Genomic DNA, 13,902 nt, shown 5'->3' on the forward strand with positions numbered 1-13,902 from the left:
GCCCCCCCCCCCCCCCCCCCCCCCCCCCCCCCCCCCCCCCCCCCCCCCCGCCCGCCCCCCCCCCCCCCCCCCCCCCCCCCCCCCCCCCCCCCACACCCGCCGTGGGGATCACTCCGACCACGCCCGAGGTGCGAATCTTGCGGACATACGTCAATCGTCTTTCCTATACCGCTCTCTGTGCCGCGATCGCTCTCGGCATCGGTGCCTGCGCGGCGAACCGTGATGGTCAAGAGCCGCTGCCCGCCAGCCTGGAGGTGCCGCCCCCGGCCGTCAGTCACATTCCGGCGATCGCGGACGGGCAGATCCCGAAACTGCCGTTGGATCCCTATTTCCTCGACCCTCAGGAGCATCAAACGCTTCTGCGGTCGCTGAGACTGCTGACCGGTGAATGCATGGCCAAAGCCGGTATTCCGATGCCTCCGGCGCCGAGTGGGCCGGCCCCCGCCGATACCGGTCGCAATGACCGGCGATACGGCCTCATCGACTCGGCCGATGCGACATCCAGGGGGTATCACCCGCCGCCGCAGCCGTCGCAGGCGGATCCGCCGCTCAGCCAGGAGCAACTGGACGCTCTGGCGGGAACACCGGACGGAAGGCCGGGGCCAGGTGGCTCCCCGGCCATCGGCTGCAACAGTGCGGCAGCCATGCAGATCACCGGCACGAGGGACTATCCGGCGAACGACCAGGTCGTGCGGGAGATCAACGTGGCGTCGTTCGAGCTGTCCCGCAAGGACGACCGGGTGGTAGCCGCGATCAGGAGCTGGTCTGCCTGCATGGCCCGGTCCGGGCACAGCCAACCGGACCCCCTGAATATCGACGGAATCTCCGAGACCGGAATCTCCGAGGCCGAGAAGGAGATCGCCTGGGCTGACATAGGGTGCAAGCGGGAGACCGGCCTGGTGGCCGTCTGGAACGCCGTCGAGACCGCGTATCAACATGAGCTGATTCAAAAGAACAAGAAGGCCCTCGACGAGGCCCTCGGCAAACGGGCGGAACAGTTGAAGAAGGCCGATGGAGTGCTGGCACGCCAGTGAGAGCGCGTCAGCCTCGCTGGGACATGGCAGTTCCGGCCTCGCGTGCCGTGCGGGGAACGGGCGTCCCGGTCGGGCGACGGAGGCCGGTACCGCACTTGGGCCGGGCCCGGGTCAGCTGGTGTTGTGCTCGGTCGCGGTGAGGAGGACCTCGGCGGCTTCGGTGCGCCGGTAGAGGACGTGGCGGCCGGCCCGGGTGGCGGCGACCAGTCCCGCGGCGCGCAGCGCGCCGAGGTGCTGGGAGACACCGCCTGCTGAGATCCCGGTCCGGCGGGCCAACTCGGCGGTGGCTGCCGGGGCGTCGAGTTCGGCCAGCAGGCGGGCCCGGGAGCGTCCCAGTACTGCGGCCAGCGCCTGCGCGGGTTCGTGTTGGCGCCGTTCCCACACGGTGGCCACTGCGCGGGGCGGGTAGCGCAGGGTCGGCTGGCGGCCGGGGACGGTGACCGAGAACAGCCGGGGCCAGACGAACGCGGAGGGCACCAGCAGGAGTCCCCGCCCGCCGAGCTTGCGCCCGCCGCTGCCGTAGCGGTGTTCGACCGAGAGCCGCTCGCCGGTCCAGGTCACCCGCGGGTCGAGGTCGGTGAAGAGCTGTTGGATGCCGCCCTGGGCGAGCAGCCGGGCGCGGTGCAGCACGTCCGCCTCCAGCAGGGCGCGCAGCCGGGGCCAGTACGGTGCCAGGGCGAGCTCCCAGTACGCCGTGACGGTGTCGGCCAGCCGGGCCAGTTCGGTTTCCGGGTCCTGGCGCAGTGCCTCGGTGCGCTCGGTGTGCGGCGCCCGCGGCCCGTCCAGCTCGGCCCGGACCTGCTCGGGCGGGGTGGCCCGCAGGGCCGCCAGCTCCACCCCGAGGTCCGGTACCGAGGAGGTCGGCGGCGGCGCCACGAAGACCGGGATCGCCAACGGCCCTTCCGGCACCAGGTCGGCGAGCAGCCGCCAGTCCAGCCGGGCGGCGGCCAGCCGGGGGCGGACCGCCGCCAGCCACGGCCGGTGCAGCGGATGATCGTCCGGGCGCCGCAGCACCCGGACGCTGGCCACCACCTCCCACAGCGGGGAGACGGCGAACCGGGTGTGGGCCAGGTCGCGGGCGGTGAACTCCAGCTCCAGCACGGGGCGGGGCCTCCTCGGTGCGGACGACGTCGGCGGGCGGAGGCCCGTCGATTGAGCTCAGCCTAAATCCATGGCCGCGGGTCGGCGGCCGCGGCCAGGGTTGTGCGCCATGACCACCGATCTGCGGGCCCCGCTGCCCGCCCCCTCCACCGCACCCGGCTCGGATCTGCGCCTGCTCCTCGCCGCAGCCGCTGTCAGCAAGCTCGGCACCGCGGTCAGTTCGCTCGCCCTGCCCCTGGTCGCGGTGCTCGCGCTGCACTGCTCGGCCGGCCAGGTCGGCCTGCTGGCGATGCTGAGCACGGTCGCGTTCCTGCTGGTCGGGCTGCCGGCCGGCGCCTGGGTGGACCGGCTGCCCAAGCGCCCGGTGATGGTAGCCGCCGACCTGGTGCGGGCCGTGCTCTACGGCTCGGTCCCGGCGGCCTGGCTGCTCGACTGCCTGACCTTCGCCCAACTCGCCCTGGTGGTGCTGCTCGCGGGGGTGGCGACCGTCTTCTTCGACGTCGCCGCGCTGAGCAACCTGCCCGCGGTGGTGGGCCGGGCCGGCCTCACCCGGGCCAACGCGCACCTTGTCACGGTGGATGCGCTCGCCCAGGTCGGCGGGCGCGGGGCGGGCGGTTTCCTGATGGCGCTGGTGTCGGCCCCCGTGGCCGTGCTGCTGGACGCGTTCAGCTACCTGGGCTCGGCCGTCCTGCTGCTACGGATCCGCCGTCCAGAGCCGGTGGTCCCTCCCCGGCCGGCCGCCGGCAGTGGGCGGGGGCTGGCGCGCGAGGTGCGCGACGGGCTGCGCTTCGTGCTGCGCGACCCGCTGCTGCGCCCGATCGCGCTGGCCGGTGCCTGCACCAACCTGTCCATCCAGCTCTGCCAGACCGTGCTGCCGGTGCTCTTCGCCCGGTCCCTGCACCTGTCGGACGGCGTGCTCGGCCTCTTCTTCGCACTCGGCGGGGTGGGCGTCTTCCTCGGTTCGCTGCTCGCCCGCCCGCTGGCCCGCCGGCTCGGCGCGGGGCGGGTGCTGTGGCTGATGGGCCTGGCGGTCGCGCCGCTCGGCATCGTGGTCGCGCTGGTCGACCGCGGCCCGCTGCTCTGGTGCGCTGCCGGGGCCTGGCTGCTGACCACACTCAAGGTCGGCATCGACAACGTCATCAACGTGAGCTTCCGTCAGCACGCCACCCCGGACCACCTGCTCGGCCGGATGAACGCCACTATGCGGGTCCTGCTTACCGGGGCGCTCACCGTCGGCGCCGCCCTGGCCGGCCTGCTGGCGACCGTCATCTCCCTCCGCGCCGCCCTGTGGGCCGGTGCGCTGGGGCTGGCCGTGGTGTGGGTCCCGATCTACCTCTCACCGCTGCGCGGCATGCGGGACCTGCCGGGGACGGCGGACGGACGCTAGATTCGGCGCAGCGCCACGGACACCCGCTTCCCCGGCGGCCGATACGGGCTCGGCCTGGTCGGCCGCTCAAGACGTCTGGTCGTGCTGCGGCTGGGACGTGGCAGCTGACGTGAGGGTGTTGAGGTCGGTGTCGGACAGTTCGATTCCGGTGGCTTGTGTGTTCTCTTCCAGGTGGGTTACCGAGGAGGTGCCCGGGATCGGCAGCATTGCGGGGGAGCGTTTGAGGAGCCAGGCGAGTGCGAGTTGTGAGGGGGTCGCGCCGTGTCGTTGTGCCAGTGTGGCGAGTGGTCCGTTCTTGTGGGCGAGCTTGCCGGTGTCGAGCGGGAACCATGGGATGAAGCCGATGCCGTGTTGTGTGGCGTAGTCGAGCAGTGGTTCGGCGGTACGGTCGGTGAGGTTGAACAGGTTCTGCACCGAGACGACGGGTGTGATGCGGGCTGCTGTCTCGACCTCTTCGATGGATACTTCGGAGAGGCCGACGTGTCGTATCTTGCCTTCTTCCTGGAGGAGTTTGAGTACGCCGATCTGGTCTTCGAGGGGCACGAGCGGGTCGATGCGGTGGAGCTGGAACAGGTCGATGCGTTCCAGGGCGAGGTTGCGCAGGCTCATTTCGACCTGTTGGCGCAGGTATTCCGGTCGGCCGACGGGATGCCATCGGTGTGGGCCTTGGCGGGTGAGGCCGGCCTTGGTGGCGATGACCAGGTCGTCGGGGTAGGGGTGGAGGGCCTTCTTGATGAGTTGTTCGGCGATCATCGGCCCGTAGCAGTCGGCTGTGTCGATGAAGGTCACACCGAGGTCCACGGCTCGGCGCAGGACGCGAACGGCCCCGTCCGGGTCCTGGGGGTCGCCCCAGGCGCCCGGGCCGGTGAGGTGTTTGGAGCCGAAGCCGAGGCGGGTGACGGTGAGGTCCCCGCCGAGGGTGTAGGTGCCGGCGGCCGTGGCCGGCCGCTGGTCCGGGTTCATCGCAGTTCTCCTCGTCGAGTGGGCGTCGCGTCCGGCTGTGACGTCACCTCATTGCGGTGCCGGGTTCCTGCTCGGGCTGATGTTGGTGGCGAAGTTCAGGGGATCGCAGGCGTGGCAGCCGAGGCGCTTGCTGTTGTGGGCGGTTGCCAGGGCGTGGCGTCGGCGGGCGAGGATCGCGTGGGGCGGTTCTTCGTTGATGTTGCCGAAGCCGATGGTGCGGCGTTCCTCCCAGGCGATGGAGTTGCACGGCAGTACGTGGCCGGAGGCGTCGATGTAGAGCTGGGCCAGCTCCACTGTGCAGGACCGTCCTTGGACGGCGGTCCTGGTCGGGTGTGAGGTGCGGACTTCGGCGAGTGGTATGTCGGCGAAGCCGGAGGGGAGTGGGCTGTGCAGGGTGGGGCCCGGCCCGGGGGTGTTGTGGAGTGCGGTGAGGGTTTTCGTGAGGCGTCCGCGGGACTCCTCGTTCCAGGTCTTGGCGATCGCTCCTTTGACCGGGATCAGGTGCCACAGGTCCAGGCTGGGCCAGAACGGCAGGGTGGTGAAGCCTGCCAGGTCGTGCGCATTGGAGGGCATGAGGACGGTGTTGAGCTGGCAGAAGACTCCGCGGGCGGACAGTCGGGCGAGCGCCTGCGTGATGGCTTCTTCGGGGAAGGCCGGCAGCTTGCGCCAGGTGGCGTGGCGCGTGGGGTCGGCGAAGTCGCGCGAGTACACGACCTTGGTCAGGCGTGGGGAGTCGAGCAGCCAGTCGTGGCCGGGTTCCAGGACGGTGCCGTTGGTGATGAAGCCGAAGTCGAGGCCGAGTTGTCCGGTCAGGGCGAGGAGGTCTTCGAAGTCCGGGTGGGTGACGAACTCTCCGCCGGTGAAGATCACGCGCTGCCAGCCCTGGTCGGCCAGGGCATGGATGGTGTCACGGAGGGTGTCGGCCGCCAGGGTGCTGTCGTCGCGCCAGCTCAGGCACATCGGGCAGCTGGCGTTGCAGGGGTTCTGCAGCGAGAGGTAGGCGGTGCCTTCCTGCCCTGCGGGGTCGGTGGTGTTCATCGGGCCTTCCCTTCGGTTGAGTCGGCGTGGCCGGCGCCGGGCCGGGGGGTTGGGGTCAGCCGGGCGTCGAGTGCGCGCAGCAGCAGGGTCAGGCGTCCGTGCAGTGTGGTGCCGCTCAGGCGCAGGGTGACCAGTTCCAGGTAGTCGTGGTAGGTGATGGCACGGGTGTCGAACAGCCAGCCCGCCAGGCACAGTTCGTCGTAGGCTCCGGGGCCCAGGGCCTGCCGGGCGCCCGCGGCGGTGTCGTGGAAGAGGGCGCTCAGGGCCTGGTCGTCGAGGTGCACGCGGCGCAGGTAGGGCTCTTCGAGGTTGAGTGAGACTCCGGTGTCCTCGTTGCGTTCCCAGTACCAGAGGTCGTGTTCGTCGAGGAACCGGCACCAGAGCATCGCCAGCACGTATTCGCAGAGCAGCGGTTCGCCCCGTTGGGCGCGGTGGGTGTCCTCGTGTGCTTCGAGCAGGAAGACGTACAGGCTCATGATGCCCGGTCGTCCGTGCCGTACGAGGAGCTGCTCGCACTGGCGGGGGCTGAGGCGTTCCATGAACGTCGGGCCCGGGATGGCCGGTGGGTAGAACGGGTAGAGTGCGGAGTCGCGGAACAGCTCCAGCCAGGTCCGTCCGTCCGGCGGTCGGAAGAGGGCTGGATCGTAGGTGATTCCGAGGCCGGTCAGGTACTTTTGCCAGCGGCCGAGCAGGTCGCGTACGAGGGGGGTGTCGGTGACGGGGTGTTCCAGTCGTACCGCTTCCAGGCCCGCGCTCGGGACCCCGCGCAGCCGGGACCGGGTCAGTTCCTGCCAGCCGGCCGCCTGCGGCGCGAAGGGGCGGGAGAAGCGGTCCCTGACGCGGACCCCGAACCCGTCGGACAGGTACGCGCGGAAGGCGTACCTGTCCACCAGGTAGCCGGGCACCTCCTCGGGCACCGGTGAGGCACCCGGTGGCCCGCACAGCGCGCGCCAGTCACGTTGGGCCTGCTCGCGCCAGTGGTCCAGCTCGGTGGCGAACGAGCCGGTGGCCGCCTCGTCGAGCGGACGGTGGCGCTGGGGGGGATCGGTGCGGTGGGCCCGCAGTGCGAGGCCGGTAGCCGCCGGCTTCCGTGCGCCGGGAGTCTGGCGCCGGCGCGGGTCCGCCGCTCCTGCCGTCGCACCTGCCGCCGTTCCTGCGGCCGCTCCCGCCGCCGGGCCCGACGGCCCTGGCAGTTCAGGGGGGTTCGGCAGCTCGGGCAGCTCAGGCATGGCTGTCCTTGGACTGACCTTCAGTCAGTTTCTCGGCGTGCTGAACGAGTTCGTCGAGGTTCTGGAACGGCCACAGGGTGACGCCGACCAGGCGTCCCCACAGGTCACGGCAGCGGCGGGCGATGTCCTCGGTGTAGAGGGCGTGTCGGGCCACCACGGGTTCGTCGACGAGCGCCGCGATGTAGAAGCGTTCCAGCCACGGGTGTTCGGCCAGCACCTCTTCGGCGCGTGCGGGGGTGTCCAGGGTGACGGCCACCCGTTGCCAGGCGCTGAGCGCGTCGTGGTCGATGTGCTGGAGGCGGGCGTGCGGCGACACCCGGGGCAGGTGCTCGCGCAGGAGCAGCGCGGTGTCGGTGCGTAGGCGGGTCAGCTCGTCGAAGTTGTCGAACTGTGGTTCCAGGACGGCTGCCTGGAACTCTGTCAGCAGCGACTTGCCGCCGATCTCGTGGGCCAGGAACCGTCCGTCGGGTACCTCGCGCAGCCCGGCGTGGCGGATGGCCTTGGCCCGCTCGAAGACCTGCGGGTCGGTGGCCGTGAACATGCCGCCGTCGCCGCAGCTCACCGGTTTGGAGGTGTTGAAGCTGAAGGCCGCGCCGTCGCCGAGCGAGCCGATGGCGCGTGTACCCAGTCGGGCGCCGAGTGCCTGGGCGGCGTCCTCCAGCAGGAGCAGGCCCCGTTCGGTGCAGAATGCCGCCACGCGGCCGGCTCCCGAGGGGTTGCCGAAGGCATGGACGAAGATCACCGCTTTGGTGTTCGGGGTCAGCACCGCCTGCACGTGTTCGGGCTCGGGGTTGAAGGTGGCGTCGTCGACGTCGCAGAGCACCGGCCGGGCGCCGGTGAGCAGGACGGCCTGGGCGGTCGCCACGAAGGTGGAGCTGGGGATCACCACGTCGTCGCCCGGGCCGATGCCGTGGGCCCGCAGGCCCAGTTCGAGGGCGGTCGTGCCGGCGTTGGTGGTCAGGCAGGGCACGCCGAGGAGTTCCTCGGCGCGGGCCTGGACGGCGTTGACGAACCGTCCGCGGTAGATGTTCCACTGCTTGCTGTCCACCAGGCCCAGGAGGTTCTCGCGGATCCGTGCCTCGATGCGTTCCTGGAGGTGGTGCTGGGTGGTCGCCACGTGAGTTCCCCTCAGAACGCGGTGGAGTCGGGGTCGGGCCACTGATCGCACAGGCCCTGGAAGTAGGCGGGCAGGGATTCCGGCGCTCGTTCGCGCATGATCGTCACTCCCGCGCCGAACGGCAGGTCCAGCAGCTGCCATTGCGGGTGGCGTTCCTCGATCTCCAGGAGCAGCCGGCGCGGGCCCGACCACTTGGGGTTGGCGCTGCGGCTGACGGTGTCGTGGAACACGATCGTGCCGCCGGGCGCCAGGCGCGGTGACATCAGCCGGAAGTCGGTCTCCACGTCCTCGTAGAAGTGTCCGCCGTCGATGAACAGCAGGTCGATCGGGGGGAGTTGGGCACAGGCCTCGGTGGCGGCGAACTGCTCGGTGGTCATCTGGTGGTGGACGATGTGCTCCTCGACCCCGAAGGACTTGAACCAGGTGCGCACCCGCTGGGCATCGGTCCAGAAGTCGTCGTCGAAGGAGGGGTCCACGAAGGTGATGGCGGGCGCGTTGCGGTCGTGCTGCGCCTTGGCGAGCAGGATCGGCACGAAGCCGCGTCCCGAGCCGATGCTCAGTACGGTGTGCGGCTCCAGCGCCCGGGTCAGGCCGTAGTACAGCCAGCCGAGGCCGAGGCTGTCGCGGTGTGCCGCGCGCACCGCGGGGGGCGCGTCCCGTCCGCCCCAGACGGGGGGTCCGGCCGGAAGTTTGGCGTGACCGGTGCGGTTGGGTTCCATCTCGGGGTGGGAAAGGAAGTCCGTAACCCAGTTCTCGTCCATTGTGGTCCTCTCCTTACCGTTCAACTTTGTTGAACGTCGATTTGCCGAGCAGCATGCGGCCGATGGCGTTGGCCGCGCCGAGTGATTTGAACGCCACCGCGAGCGGGACCCGGCCCCGGGAGGAGCGGGCCGCGGCGCCGGTCGCGGGAGGGCTGGTGCGCCGCACTGCCTGCGTGCCCAGTTCGTAGTAGCCGTACATCAGCCCCGTGAGTGCCACCGGTCCACGCCACCCGGCCATGCGGTGGGCGCCCGCCGCGGCGAGGGCGAACACCGCGGGGCGGCACAGCCATCGGCCGGCCAGCGCGGTGTGGGTGAGCAGGGGCAGCACGGTGTCCGGGCTGAGCGACTGCGGTGTGTACCAGCGGAAGAACTGCAGATTCCCGGAGAACCAGAAGGTGTGTTGACGTACGAGGCCGGCGTGGCTGGTGGGTGACTGGCAGGAGTCGTCGAAGGGCACCGGGTGGATGGCGATGCCCGCGCGGGAGAGCGCGAAACCGATCTGGATGCCGTCGCACGGTCCGGTACGGGGGAACCCGCCGACGGCTTCGAGTGTCCGCAGGTCGAAGAACTCGCCGTGGCCCATGCAGTACGGGGGGAACGGCAGGCCGCGGCCGGCGGCGATCCGGTCCCGGCAGGCGAGCAGCCGGGGGATCTCGAAGACGTGGTTCCACAGGCTCTGGTACACGGCGTTGGCGTGCAGCAGGCCGTGGCCCTTGGCCAGGGCGGCGCTGTTGGCCAGGTAGGTGACGGTCTGCTGGAACGCCGACGCGTCCGGGTACCGGCGCAGCTGGTCGTCGATGTAGGCCAGCGTCTGTGCCTCGGGGCGGGAGTCCGCGTCGTAGACGCCGACCAGGATCCGTTCCCCGGGCAGCCGCTCCTGGACCTGCTCCCGGACGTGGTCGAGCGCGGCGTTGAGCTGCAGACTGCGGCGCTGTTCGGGGCCGCTGTGCGCGACGACGGTGATCGGCGCGCCGTCGGGGTGGCGTTTGGCGTATTCCTCCACCACGCGGGCGGTGGTGCGGTCGCCGTCCTCCTTCTCGTCGACGGCGACGACGATCTCGTATCGGTGCGCGGGGTAGTCCAGGGTCCGCAGGTGAGCCAGTGTCGCCTCGATGACCTGCTGTTCGCGCAGCGCCGGCACGAGCAGGAAGACGTAGGCGGCGCCGGGGGCCTGGTCCGGTCGCCGGGCGGTGAAGGTCTGGCGGGCCTGGTGCTTCCAGCGGGCCGATCGCGCGATGTTGCGCACGCCGGCGGCCGTGCCGCCGAGCACGGTGACCAGTGCCGCCCGCTCGGCCAGGGCCAGCAGGCCCGTGGTCCGCGGGGCGCGGTTGCGCGCCCGGCTCACCGGGAGCCGGCCCAGGAGCTCAGGTCCGTCGCGGAGGCGACGACGGCGTCGGCGATGGTGGCGATGAGGTCGCGGGGGTAGGCGTCCTCGACATACTCCAGGCGGACCGCGCCACCGTGGGGGCCCGAGCGTGAGTTGACCATCAGGGCGGGGTCGTGGCGCACTCCCGGGCGGGGTGTGGGGTGCAGGGCGGTCAGCTGGAGGTCGGGGGCGAAGGGGGTCACCGGGGTCTCCTGACGGTGGTGGAACAGCAGGTAGGGGCGGTTGCGCAGCCGCTCCACCTGGGCGCGGCGGCCCTCGGCGCGCAGGTGTTCCAGTGCGGCGGCCAGGGGTGGGGGAGAGGTGACCAGGTGCACCAGCTGCCGCCGGGCGTCCTCGAACAGCTCGCCGGGGTCCGCGCAGCGTCGGCGCTCGAAGTGGACGAAGGCCATCTCGGTCAGGCAGCCGATGGTGGTGTCCGTTCCCGGCAGGTGCCGGCCGGACTGGGAGATCTGGAAGCCGAAGTGTTCGCCGTCGACGACGCTGGACACCGCGCGGGCCAGCACGCTCAGGTGGAAGCAGGCGGGGGTGATCCCCCGGGCGGCCAGCCATGCCTCGCTCGCCGCTCCCACCGGTGGCAGCTCACGCTCGATGGTGGCGGTGCGGCCGGTCGTCAGCGGATCGTGGCCGGGGTGGGCGGGCAGCGGCAGCGGTGGGCGAAAGCCGCGGGTGTACAGCTGGTCGACGGCCCGGGCGAGGGCGGCTCGTCCGTCGGGGGTGGCGTCCTGCTCGGCCTGCAGGCGGGCGTAGTCCTGGTACTGGGTCACCGGGCCCAGCGCGGCCGGCGTGAGTGCGGGGGCCCGGTCCTGGGTTGCCGGGCTCAGCGCGGCCCGTGCGAGTGCGCGGGCCTGGCGGTAGAGCGCGGCGAGTTCGGTGGTCAGGATCTCGGCGGACACCTCGTCGAAGGCGATGTGGTCGACGCCCAGCGCGAGGACGTGCTCGCTTGCGCCGTCGGTGACCAGCAGACCCCGGACCATGGGGCCGTGGGCCATGTCGAAGGGGAGGCGGCCGAATCCCCGCTCGCCGCGGATGGCCTCGATCTCGGCCTCGTGCCGCTCCCGGGGCAGCGTCCGTACCTCCAGCGGCCAGCGGCGGCCGGCGGCCGGGGCGATGACGGCGACGAAGTCGGGGTCCTCGCGGTAGCGGGTGGCCAGGATGTCGTGGCGGGCGGTCAGCGCGTCCAGGGCGGACCGCAGCGCCGCGACGTCCAGCGGGCCGCGCAGCCGGTGGAGGGTGAGCACCGGCTGGGTGCGGCCGTCGGCCGCGGCGCGGTAGGCGTGCAGCCGGGCGCGCTGTTGCAGTGAGGGCCGTGCGGTGAACTCACCGGCGGGCGCGGGGCCGGTGGCGGGGCCGATGGCCGGGCCGCTGGCGGGGGAGTGGGTGTGCTGCTGGTCTGCTGCTGCCGCCTGCTGCGCGCTCTCCACCGCCTGGGCGACCCGCGCCAGGGTCGGGGTCTCGAACATCACGGCGAGCGGCAGGTCGACGCCGAGCCGGGTGCGGATCCGGGCGACCACCCGGGAGGCGCCGATGGAGGTGCCGCCGCAGGCGAAGAAGTCGTCGTCGGGCCCGACCGCCTCCAGCTGCAGCACCTCGCACCAGATCTGCGCGACCTGCTGCTCCGTCGGGGACAGCCGCTCCCGCGGGTGCGTGATGGTGGCGGGCGACGGGAGCAGCCGGCGGTCCACCTTGCCGTTCTCCTTGAGCGGCAGACGCTCCAGCCACACGTACTGCCCCGGCACCATGTAAGGGGGCAGCAGGGCCGCGAGGTGCTCGCGCGTCCGGTGGGTGTCCAACTGCGGCTGCCCCGTGGCGGGCACCAGGTAGGCGACCAGGCGTTGGTCCGTGCCCGGCTCGCGGACGGCGTGCACGAAGGCGTCGGCGACCCGGGGGTGGCGGCGCAGCGCGTGCTCGATCTCGCCGGGTTCGATCCGGTGGCCTTCGATCTTGACCTGGTCGTCGATGCGTCCGGCGAAGATGATGTTGCCGTCCACCCCGCGCCGGCCCAGGTCCCCGCTGCGGTAGAGCCGGCGCCCGGGCGTGCCGTCCGGGTGGGGGACGAACTTCTGCTCGGTCAGCTCGGGGGCGCCCGCGTAGCCGTGGGCCAGTCCGAGGCCTCCCAGCCACAGTTCGCCCAGCTCCCCGTCCGGCACGGGCCGTCCGTCCGGGCCGACGATGTGCACCTCCGCGCCGGCGATCGGCCGGCCGATGGGCACCGGGGAGGGGACGGGCCGCTGTGGGTCGATCGTGAACGTGGTGCTGATGACGGTGGCCTCGGTGGGGCCGTACGCCTCGACGATCCGGCAGCCCGGCAGGGCGAGGCGGGCGCGCTCCAGGTGCTCCGTGGAGGCCGCCTCGCCACCGGTGAGCAGCAGTCGCACCCCGTTCAGCGCCGCCAACTCCTCGTCCACGACCAGGTGGAGGAGCGAGGCGGTGAGGTAGAGCGTGGTGATGTGGAAGTCCTGCAGCACCTTGGCCAGGTCGGCGGGGGAGAGCCGTCCGGGCGGGGCGATCACCAGCTCGCCGCCGTTGAGCAGCGGGCCGAAGATCTCCAGCAGGCAGGCGTCGAAGGAGAGCGGGGAGTGCTGCAACATCGTGTCGTGGGGGCCGAACCGGGCGAAGTCCTGGTCGCGCACCAGGCGTACCACCCCGTGGTGGGCCAGCGAGACGGCCTTGGGCAGGCCGGTGGTGCCGGAGGTGGAGAGGACGAAGGCGGCCTGGTGCGCGTCGGACGGTCCCGGTGGCGGGTCGGACGGTCGAGGTGGTGCGTCGGTGGCGGGGCCGGCCGGGAGCAACCGCGCGAGGGAGAGGACCTCGATGCCCGCGGCCACGGCTCCCGGAGCCAGGCCGCTCTCGTCGACGAGGGCCAGTGCGACGCGGGCGTCGGCCAGCAGGCCCGCCGTCCGGCCGGCCGGCTCGCCGGGGTCCAGCGGGAGGCAGGCCGCTCCGGCCGCGAGCACCCCCAGCATGGCGACCACTACGGGGGTACTGCGCGCGGCCCGCAGCGCGACCACGTCCGAGGGGCGCACGCCCTTGTCGTGAAGGGCCGTGGCGCAGCGTGCGACCTGTTCCTGGAGCTCTCGGTAGGTCAGCCGGCCGTACGCGTCACGCACGGCCGTCGCGTCCGGCGTGCGCAGCGCCTGCTCGGCCAGCGCCTCGGGCAGGGAAAGCGGAGCAGGGTCCATCTGCTGACTCTCCTTCGGATGGTTTCGCTGCGGGAGTCCGTGGGGTGCTCGGCGAACACAGCGGGCGGGGGCGCTCGCCAAATACGGCAGAGCGTGCCCGTACGGGCAAGGGTGAGCCCGAACGGGCGAAACAGCTTTCCCTAAAGGGCACGGACACGGTTGTGCACAGAGAATGGGAAGGCAGTTCGGGCGGGATCAATGCCAATTTCTTGATCGATCATAAGGGGATCGGTGATGACCACGTCAACCCCTGCCGGCGACCAGGTCGGCGTTTTGACGATCAGTCAGTGATGGTGCCGGTGGGGCTGGTGGGCAGATCGAACTACCGGGCAAAAGCTGATGATTGACATGAAACAGGGCGTTGTCGGCACCTTGGTCTGTGGTGTGCGTCACATCTCCGGGCGAATCTGGCGCCGTGTCAGTCGAGAAGTTATGTTGATCTGCGGGCCCCGCCCTGGCTTTTCCCGATTAACCCGATATTTCTGCAACGTGAATACCCGCACAGGGCACGCGCTGTTCCGGTGGCGGGAGGAAAGGGATAGGCATTCCCCCGGTGGGCTGCTGAGAAACCGGCCGCCGGCCGCGTTTCGAGCGGAGTCGGCAATGCGTCCGGATCCGCCGGCCCCACGGAAAGCACCGGGCGGTCACCGTCCGCCATGCCCAGCGTCCCTGCCGCGCCCGGTGCCGCCATGTCCAAGGCCGGCAC

Annotated in this window: 11 protein-coding genes; 3 read left to right on the top strand and 8 right to left on the bottom strand. The window is 71.5% G+C overall.

Annotation, left to right across the window (positions count from 1 at the left end; genetic code table 11):
• The first annotated feature begins 137 nt into the window (after positions 1-137).
• Positions 138-1,034 (top strand): hypothetical protein, encoded by an 897-nt coding sequence (locus ACZ6NC_RS00910; protein WP_465727540.1) that lies wholly within the window; start codon positions 138-140, stop codon positions 1,032-1,034.
• A 111-nt stretch (positions 1,035-1,145) separates the two neighbouring features.
• Here ACZ6NC_RS00910 and ACZ6NC_RS00915 read toward each other — a convergent pair whose 3' ends face one another.
• The gene (locus ACZ6NC_RS00915; protein WP_465727542.1) at positions 1,146-2,135 is read right to left on the bottom strand and encodes an ArsR/SmtB family transcription factor; all 990 of its coding nucleotides are present in this window, start codon (positions 2,133-2,135) and stop codon (positions 1,146-1,148) included.
• A 109-nt stretch (positions 2,136-2,244) separates the two neighbouring features.
• On the opposite strand from ACZ6NC_RS00915, the gene ACZ6NC_RS00920 reads away from it, so the two are divergent.
• On the top strand, positions 2,245-3,522 hold the full coding sequence (locus ACZ6NC_RS00920; RefSeq protein WP_465727544.1) for an MFS transporter: 1,278 nt from the start codon (positions 2,245-2,247) through the stop codon (positions 3,520-3,522).
• A gap of 66 nt (positions 3,523-3,588) precedes the next feature.
• Here ACZ6NC_RS00920 and ACZ6NC_RS00925 read toward each other — a convergent pair whose 3' ends face one another.
• From ACZ6NC_RS00925 to ACZ6NC_RS00955, 7 genes are read right to left on the bottom strand one after another with little or no spacing between them, the layout of a single operon-like run.
• Positions 3,589-4,485 (bottom strand): aldo/keto reductase, encoded by an 897-nt coding sequence (locus ACZ6NC_RS00925; RefSeq protein ID WP_465727546.1) that lies wholly within the window; start codon positions 4,483-4,485, stop codon positions 3,589-3,591.
• A gap of 48 nt (positions 4,486-4,533) precedes the next feature.
• Positions 4,534-5,523 (bottom strand): radical SAM/SPASM domain-containing protein, encoded by a 990-nt coding sequence (locus ACZ6NC_RS00930; RefSeq protein WP_465727548.1) that lies wholly within the window; start codon positions 5,521-5,523, stop codon positions 4,534-4,536.
• Positions 5,520-6,752: a hypothetical protein gene (locus ACZ6NC_RS00935; protein WP_465727550.1), complete on the bottom strand. Its 1,233-nt coding sequence runs from the start codon at positions 6,750-6,752 to the stop codon at positions 5,520-5,522. The genes ACZ6NC_RS00930 and ACZ6NC_RS00935 overlap by 4 nt, the downstream gene beginning before the upstream one ends.
• A complete protein-coding gene (locus ACZ6NC_RS00940; protein WP_465727551.1) occupies positions 6,745-7,869 on the bottom strand; it encodes a DegT/DnrJ/EryC1/StrS family aminotransferase in 1,125 nt (374 codons plus the stop codon). The genes ACZ6NC_RS00935 and ACZ6NC_RS00940 overlap by 8 nt, the downstream gene beginning before the upstream one ends.
• Positions 7,870-7,880: 11 nt before the next feature.
• Positions 7,881-8,630, bottom strand: coding sequence for a class I SAM-dependent methyltransferase (locus ACZ6NC_RS00945; RefSeq protein WP_465727553.1), 750 nt, complete (start codon positions 8,628-8,630; stop codon positions 7,881-7,883).
• Between the two features lie 13 nt (positions 8,631-8,643).
• Complete coding sequence (locus ACZ6NC_RS00950; protein ID WP_465727554.1) at positions 8,644-9,975, bottom strand: glycosyltransferase family 2 protein; 1,332 nt, start codon at positions 9,973-9,975, stop codon at positions 8,644-8,646.
• Complete coding sequence (locus tag ACZ6NC_RS00955) at positions 9,972-13,196, bottom strand: amino acid adenylation domain-containing protein (RefSeq protein WP_465727556.1); 3,225 nt, start codon at positions 13,194-13,196, stop codon at positions 9,972-9,974. Before ACZ6NC_RS00955 ends, ACZ6NC_RS00950 begins: the two co-directional genes overlap by 4 nt.
• A gap of 44 nt (positions 13,197-13,240) precedes the next feature.
• Between ACZ6NC_RS00955 and ACZ6NC_RS00960 the strand changes: the two genes are divergently transcribed.
• Positions 13,241-13,543 carry a hypothetical protein gene (locus ACZ6NC_RS00960; RefSeq protein WP_465727558.1) on the top strand — a complete coding sequence of 101 codons (303 nt, stop codon included), beginning with the start codon at positions 13,241-13,243 and terminating at the stop codon, positions 13,541-13,543.
• The last annotated feature ends 359 nt before the right edge of the window (positions 13,544-13,902 follow it).

The sequence above is a fragment of the Kitasatospora sp. NPDC041988 genome, assembly GCF_055588525.1.

Excerpts from the sequence above, each read along its gene's own strand:
- ACZ6NC_RS00955 (WP_465727556.1), bottom strand. The coding sequence starts at position 13,196 with ATGGACCCTGCTCCGCTTTCCCTGCCCGAGGCGCTGGCCGAGCAGGCG.
- ACZ6NC_RS00925 (WP_465727546.1), bottom strand. The coding sequence starts at position 4,485 with ATGAACCCGGACCAGCGGCCGGCCACGGCCGCCGGCACCTACACCCTC.
- ACZ6NC_RS00945 (WP_465727553.1), bottom strand. The coding sequence starts at position 8,630 with ATGGACGAGAACTGGGTTACGGACTTCCTTTCCCACCCCGAGATGGAA.
- ACZ6NC_RS00930 (WP_465727548.1), bottom strand. The coding sequence starts at position 5,523 with ATGAACACCACCGACCCCGCAGGGCAGGAAGGCACCGCCTACCTCTCG.
- ACZ6NC_RS00920 (WP_465727544.1), top strand. The coding sequence starts at position 2,245 with ATGACCACCGATCTGCGGGCCCCGCTGCCCGCCCCCTCCACCGCACCC.
- ACZ6NC_RS00935 (WP_465727550.1), bottom strand. The coding sequence starts at position 6,752 with ATGCCTGAGCTGCCCGAGCTGCCGAACCCCCCTGAACTGCCAGGGCCG.